Raw genomic sequence first — 6549 nt, 5'->3', positions numbered from 1 at the left:
GAACCTATCCGGCAACGCCGCTCCCAACAAGCTGCCCTGAGATCTGACAGACCCCCCCCAGGGGGATTTCAACAGTCTCCCGGATCTTGGGTGGCAGTTGATCCCGCACGTCGCTCAATTTCCTGCGCAGCATGAACTTCTTGAACAGGGTTTGGGCCAAGGCGGTCTTGTCGATGCCGGCCCGCCTGGCCGCGTGGTAGTGGTCGTCAAGAGCCACGACGGCCTCCAGCATCGGCAGACCCTCCACGTCGAAGTGGTTCCTGATCAGGGTCCCGCTGAGCAACAGGCCGAGGCGGTGTGGGGCCTGGATCAAGGCTCGGACGGTGCGGGTCCGGGCCGACTTGGGATTCTTGATCCGGTAGGCCTCATCCAGGATGACGCCATCCGGGTCCCAGAGGGTCAGCGCCCGTCGGACCTGCCCGCCGGCCCGCGTCAGAGCGGAACGGATCTTCTCCGCCTCCAGCAGCCAGGTGGGGAAGCGCACTTGTTCGACCGCCCGCAGCAGAGGCTCGTCGTCCGGGTCGAGCGTGACCTTGAGGCTGTCGGCGTCGACGCGCGTGATGGCGTCTGCGGCGCCAGCCGTGGCGAAGACCTCCTCGATCTCCTCCTGTTGGTCCTCACGGTAGCGGAGGGTCACGCTTTCCGATCTGGGTGTCACCGTGTCGTAGGTGACCAGGACCCAGGTCGCCCGACCATCTTCCGGATCGCCCGTCAGGTCGCGGGGTGTCGGCGGATTGGTCGAGCCGCGGACCTCGATGATCCGCGGCTCCTCGCCGGGATGGCTCCACTCCTCGATCTGTCTCCTCCACACGTGAACCACGGATCGGGGGAGGATGGCGACGATCCGCCGACAGCCGCGCGCGTTGACCGCGCCGATCGCCTGGGCGGTTTTCCCGACCCGCATCGCGTCGCCGATCATCGCCCGGAACCCGCGGCTGGCGATGAACTCGATACCGGCCCGCTGATAGTCCCTGAGCAGCTTGCCACTGGCGACCGGGGCCGACCATCCCGGGACCCTCGACCAGTCGATTTCCGGCGGAGCGTGGTGGCTGGCGCGCTCCTCCCGGGAATCGACGTCGAGGTCATCGAGCAGGCTCCTCCACTCCGGCCATTCGTGGGCCAGGCACTTGTCGGGCAGGGCGAGGCAGCGGCGGTCCTGGCGGTTGGCGGTGATGGTGTGGAGCAGGCCGAGGGCGTCGAGGCGCGCCGTCACGCCATCCTCGGCTATGCCCCAGGGCTGGTCCTCCCTGACCTCGGCGCCGTGATGGGCCAGACGTTCCCGGATCTCGGCCAGCATCTCGGCCGTGATACCGCCGCTGACCAGAAGATCCGGCACCTCCTCAACCGAGAACCAGCCGAGCCCCGGCGGAGACCAGCGCCACGCCGTCGAGAGGAAACGGTGCATGCCCTCGAGATCACCGCGTCGCCGGACCTTGGAAAGGTCGATCTCCAGGCTCCAGGCCCGCGCCTCGTCACCGATCCGCCTGATCAGCGGACGAACCCGCACCAGCGGGATGAGGGAGGGGCGGTGGCGCTCATCATGGACCGTGCCCTGTTCCCGCCGCACCCAGTCGATGACATCCTCGGCCTTGCGCGCGGTCGGCATCAGCATCCCCCAGGCCTCGGCGACGCCATCTTGAAGCGTGTGGCGTCCCCAACCGCCATTGTGCCGCCGCGCCATCTCGTAGACCTCGACGCCGCCAAACGCCGTGTATCGCCGATAGCTGATCAGAATCTTACCGGTGCTGGTCAGTCTCACCGTGATGCCGCCCGACCCGGCACCACTCTCGCGCTCGAGGTGGCGGGCCAGGACGATCGGGAGATAGGTCAGGTTTCGCAGCGGCACCACGAGGTCGGGGAGTGTCAGGGTCCGGAGTGACGTCCGCGTTTTTGGGACGCCCCGGGCGACTCCAGGTCAAAGCGACGCCATCGACAAGCCCCTGGGGCGTCGACGACAGCGCTTGGCGGACCAGCCACTGGCTCCGCGGCATCTCCCCACGCCGCTCTTCCATCACTTGAGCGTTCTGCCGCGTGTCCGCATCCTCGAAGTCCCACTGTCCGTTCGCCAGCTTTCGGGAAGGCAGGACGTAGTAGGCAAAGTGAGCGTGGTAGTTACGGCTGTCGTTGTTCTCGTCGGGTTTGTGGACGACGCCGTAATGGGGGAGTCCACGCTCCTCGAACCGGCGGGCGAAGTCCTGCAGAATGGCGAGCCTCTGGTCGCCTGTCAGTTCGTGCGGCAGTTCGATTACGAGGCGGCACTGGATGCGCCCTCCCCGCTCGATCCCCTGACGCTCGTTGCGCTCGACACGTTCCCAGAAGTCGTAGCGTTCCTGAAAATTCGAGCCGGTGTTGCCGACCTCAAGCGGCCTGCCCGCGACGCCTCTTTCGGTTCCGTTCTCTTGGCACGCTTCAGCCGGTGCGGTGTCGTTTTGACTGATGCTGGCCGCTCCGCCGTCGATGTCGTTCGGGCTCTCTGCCGGCGCCTGGACGCTCCCCTCCTGCCGCTCCGGGTCGTCGTTGCGCTTAAGGTATCTCTGGTGTGCCTACGCCGTTCCGGCGCGCCGGGCATTGGGATCGCGCGATCCCTCCATTGTCCGCGAAACGAACGTGTGTTTGAAGTGGAAGGTGGTCCCTCCCGAGTTCATCTTAGGGCGCGACGTCGGGACGCTTTTCTTGCCGGATTCTCCTGCGCCGTGCTTGCCCGGAGCGCTCTTCTGGAAGCTCCCGCTCGTTGGCTTGCTGAGGGCATTCAGGTTGGCCTTGTATTGCCCTCGTCCTTTCTTACCGAGTGACGGGAGCAGTGCCTTCTGGAGTGCCCAGACCTGTGCCAGCTTGCTGGCGGATTCGCCCTGTGCGGCCTTGGCGTTTTTAACTCCTGCAGCCGCCTTGCTGATCGCCTGGGCCAGTGCCGTGGCATGTCTGATGGAGGTGCGTGTCTGTGGTTCTGGCCGCAGCTTTTTGCTTGTTCCGAAGATGGCGTATCCGAGCTGTTGTTCCTCTATTTTGCGCGACTTTTCAGACATGACGAAGCTTTGCGAAACGATCGTGGAATCAGAGTCCGGATGCCTGCGGGCGAGCCCGCCGGGAGACCATTTTGGCCACGAAGTCTGTAGGGAGGCATTTACGAAAAGAGGCTCCTGCCAGGGCTACTCACGTGCGTTGTAGGCGCTGAGCGTCAGAAATGCAACCGCGCAACCCCCAAATGCAGTGCATTTGGGTTATTGCGCCCTCAAAATACTCGTCCCTTCACTCATCACATTTCTCGGGAATTTTTCCGGGCTTAATGTAAGCGGATGGGGTTTTTGACTCCCTCCCCTTTACCTACCGGTTCCGGGGGATGTTTGCACAAGAAGCGGAGCGGAAAAATCATTTTAGATTAATTATTTATCCCTAACGCGATGCTATGGAAAACTCCCTCGGCACCCCCGACTCCAGGGGAAAATGCGGTCAGCGAATATGCCTGTTCGCGCTTTTCATGAAAATCTCTCCCGACCGACCCAATACTTGGGGATCTTAAAACGGAATATACATTTAATTTCAATATTTTGGCTGTTTTTGGATGTGCTCCCTGCTGGTCAATCCAGGGGATTTTGCCTCTCCAGCAGTAGAGACGAGCGCCGTTTGGACTACCGGTCAGGAAATATGTGCTGCACTTTGCTGTATCTGGGGAATTTTCATCAGAAATTTCTGTTCTGTTTCAATAGTTTGTCTAATTTCGTATGTACCCGAAGGCAGTTTTTCAGGGGATTTTGAGCGCTTCTGGAGTTAGCATGAATTTGAAGAAGGATCCCAGGGGTTATGCATTCTGTTCGGAGGGAAAAAACTACAGCGGGTTGAGACGGTATTCCGGTGATACATGGGGATGGAATTTCCGCTTCTGTAGGGCACCTGCGTGCGCGGAGCGAGGGAGAGAAATTGCGCCACCTATCTTCGGACGTTGAGCCGCCGATATCGGCACTTTTTTCGTTCCCCGGAGAGCATAATCAGTGAGTGCGCTGGGGAAGAGGATTAGGCTGTGACCGACATGCATTTTGGTGTCGTTAGGGAGATGGAAACGAGTGTCACAAGGGAGCGTTTGGCTGATACATGAGGGAAGAAATCTCCGCCATTATAAAGGCGTCTGGTCTGCGGTGGAGGGGAGGAAAAACAGCCTCAAGGTTGACCTATCTCAGGTTCAGAACCTGTTCGCAGACGGGACGTGCCTTCCAGTGCTGACCAGGATGCTACTTTGAAGTGAATGAGTGCTGCGCGCTGGAGGCTGACGGACTATGTCTGCGGCCGTCGTCAACAATCACTGGACCAGCATCATATGGGCACCGCCGTCAATACCGCAAAGACGTCTCCAGCCTCTTGGGACGCCTTTGCCGACGTGGACGCCTTTGTGGACGACGTGCTGGCGGAACTCGCGGCCATGGCGGCGGATGGTACCCGGTCGACCCGCTCCGGGCCCAAGCCGCCGTTGACTGGAGCGGCGTTGCGCAAGGCGATCATGGCGATCTGGTGTCCGTGCTTCCGCGGCATGCGGTGGCGCGCCATCGGGCAGCTATGCGACATCCCATTCAGCACGCTGTTCACCCTGTTCTCTCGCTGAACCCGGCTCGGGCTATGGCGTCGGTTGCTCGACCGGCTGCGCCGAACCTGGCGGCTGGCTTGCGGTGATGCCGCGGAGCCGACGGCTGTCGTCATTGACAGCCGTTCCTGCAGGTCGGATCCGAGCTGCTTCGGGCGCGGCTTCGACGGCGGCAAGAAGATCAACGGCGGCAAGGTTCACCTGGGCGTCGACAAGTACGGCATCCCGCTGGCGATCGACGTCTCGCCAGCCAACGTGCATGATACGAAAGGGATCATCCCGGTGCTCCGCGAACTCTCCAGCAAAGGTTTCCGGGGATCAGCGCTGGGCGACCTCGGCTACCGGGACAAGCGTCTGGCCAAGGCGGGCCGGGAGCTGGGTGTCACCATCAAGGCCGTCGCTCGCGGCCGTGATGGTGTGTTCATTCCGACCGGCATCTGCTGGGTGGTGGAACGCTCCTTCGCCTGGATTGCCAATTATCGTCGGTTGAACACGATTTTCGAGCGGACGGAGGAGCACCTCGTCGCTTTCATCGAGATCGCCTTCGTTTCCATCCTCTCCAGGCGCCTGAGGCGCCTGGTAATCGAGGGGGGCAGTGCCTGACACCTACGAACAGCGTCTGAAGCTGGTCAAGGTCGCGCATTCGTTGGCCACGACCAGGATCCGGGCGGCACCGTCTTCTGACAGTAGGTCGCCCAACATCCGCGATATCGGATAATCGTAGTAAAGTTCGCCTGGACGTCTGAACGCCATCCACGCCGCCGCGATGCAGATGGCCCGAGCATCATTGGTCGCCGTCGCGATCAGCAATCTGAAGCTGGCCAGCACCACACCCTCATGCGTGAATGAGGGCAACCGGTCCTTCCGGCGCCTTGGCTTCGATCGTACCCGGCCGGTCCGGGCCACCTTACAAGGCATCGTTCTCTTATTGCGGGCCGGGGATCAAGTCCTCTTGGTGAGGTTTTCTGCGCCTAGGTTTGGTGTGAAGCTGCGCTTACCAGGTCAGCGTTCTCTCCGGGGTCGAGACGGGCCGCCCCATGATGGTGTCAGAAGTGCCTGCGTCGGAATGTCACATAAGCGGTTCTTGCGATCCAGAGACCACAGCCGCAACGATGCCCGCGCGATCGCCGTCACCTCGTCCGGGCAAGAGCTGCTCTCCGCCCAAACGAGGCGGAACTTGTCGCGGTCGAACTATGGGGCGGTCACGGCGGCCTCCTTGTTCGACCAGCGGAACTCGGTGCCGTCACGCCACATCCGGTGGAGAATGACCGCAAGCTTGCGGGCCACGGCAACAGTCGCCTTCTTGTGGCCGATCTTCCGGGCCAGCCGGGTGCCCCATGCCTTGAGCGTTGACCAACGTGACACCCGGTTCAGGATGATGCCGGCCGCCTCATATAGGTAGGTGCGCGTCAGCCGGTCGCCGCAGCGCGAGATCCTGCCGGTGTGGTCGGTTTCACCGGACTGGAAGCGGCGTGGCGTCAGGCCGACATAGGCGCCGACGCTGGAGGAGTGAGGGAAGCGGGTGGGATCGCCGATCGTGCTGACATAGGTCAGTGCCACCAGCACGGCAACGCCGGGCGCGGTCATCAGCCGGCACACCGTGTCGTCCTGGCGAGCCTCGCTGACCAGACGCCGGCTCAGCGTGGCGACCTCCTTGTTGATGGCTTCCCAAGCTCTCAGCAGGGCTTCGGTGACATCATGCGCCGGACCCTCGGGGACCAGGCTGCGGACCTTTTCGGCAAAGGTCTTGCCGACGCCCTTGCCGGCGAGCAGGCCGAACGGCTTGAGCAGTCCACGGATCTGGTTGCCGAGATCGACCCGCTGAGCCACCAGCTGGGCCCGCGTTGTGATCAGAGCACGCACCAGCTGTCCATCCAAGCCTTTGACCGCGACCTCACGGTACCAGCCGGTGCGCACAATCTGGGCCAGACCCAATACCGTTCACTTTGCAATTCTGTGGTATTCACGGACGGGTCTGA

At 62.2% G+C, this 6549-nt stretch carries 6 protein-coding genes; 2 read left to right on the top strand and 4 right to left on the bottom strand.

Annotated features, from left to right (window positions below):
- Positions 1-4 precede the first annotated feature (4 nt).
- The 3 genes from N825_RS35325 to N825_RS39540 form a co-directional block, all read right to left on the bottom strand.
- Positions 5-1846, bottom strand: coding sequence for an SNF2-related protein (locus N825_RS35325; protein WP_157619782.1), 1842 nt, complete (start codon positions 1844-1846; stop codon positions 5-7).
- On the bottom strand, positions 1737-2438 hold the full coding sequence (locus N825_RS41135) for a MobA/MobL family protein (protein ID WP_425423772.1): 702 nt from the start codon (positions 2436-2438) through the stop codon (positions 1737-1739). Before N825_RS41135 ends, N825_RS35325 begins: the two co-directional genes overlap by 110 nt.
- Before the next feature lie 105 nt (positions 2439-2543).
- Positions 2544-3023 (bottom strand): hypothetical protein, encoded by a 480-nt coding sequence (locus tag N825_RS39540; RefSeq protein WP_157619781.1) that lies wholly within the window; start codon positions 3021-3023, stop codon positions 2544-2546.
- A 1346-nt stretch (positions 3024-4369) separates the two neighbouring features.
- Between N825_RS39540 and N825_RS35315 the strand changes: the two genes are divergently transcribed.
- Both N825_RS35315 and N825_RS35310 read left to right on the top strand, forming a co-directional pair.
- Positions 4370-4591: a hypothetical protein gene (locus tag N825_RS35315; protein ID WP_157619780.1), complete on the top strand. Its 222-nt coding sequence runs from the start codon at positions 4370-4372 to the stop codon at positions 4589-4591.
- Positions 4592-4615: 24 nt separating this feature from the next.
- On the top strand, positions 4616-5173 hold the full coding sequence (locus tag N825_RS35310) for an IS5/IS1182 family transposase (RefSeq protein WP_037462181.1): 558 nt from the start codon (positions 4616-4618) through the stop codon (positions 5171-5173).
- A gap of 588 nt (positions 5174-5761) precedes the next feature.
- On the opposite strand, the gene N825_RS35300 is transcribed toward N825_RS35310, so the two are convergent.
- A complete protein-coding gene (locus N825_RS35300; protein WP_245613338.1) occupies positions 5762-6487 on the bottom strand; it encodes an IS110 family RNA-guided transposase in 726 nt (241 codons plus the stop codon).
- Positions 6488-6549: the final 62 nt, after the last annotated feature.

It is taken from the genome of Skermanella stibiiresistens SB22, assembly GCF_000576635.1.
In the GTDB taxonomy this organism is placed as follows: Bacteria; Pseudomonadota; Alphaproteobacteria; order Azospirillales; family Azospirillaceae; genus Skermanella; species Skermanella stibiiresistens.
Note: the sequence above shows the minus strand (reverse complement) of the source record. Positions and strands in the feature narration are given on the sequence as shown.

What these genes read in the sequence shown, in the direction of transcription:
- N825_RS39540 (WP_157619781.1), bottom strand. Translation starts at nt 3,023, where the DNA reads ATGTCTGAAAAGTCGCGCAAAATAGAGGAACAACAGCTCGGATACGCC.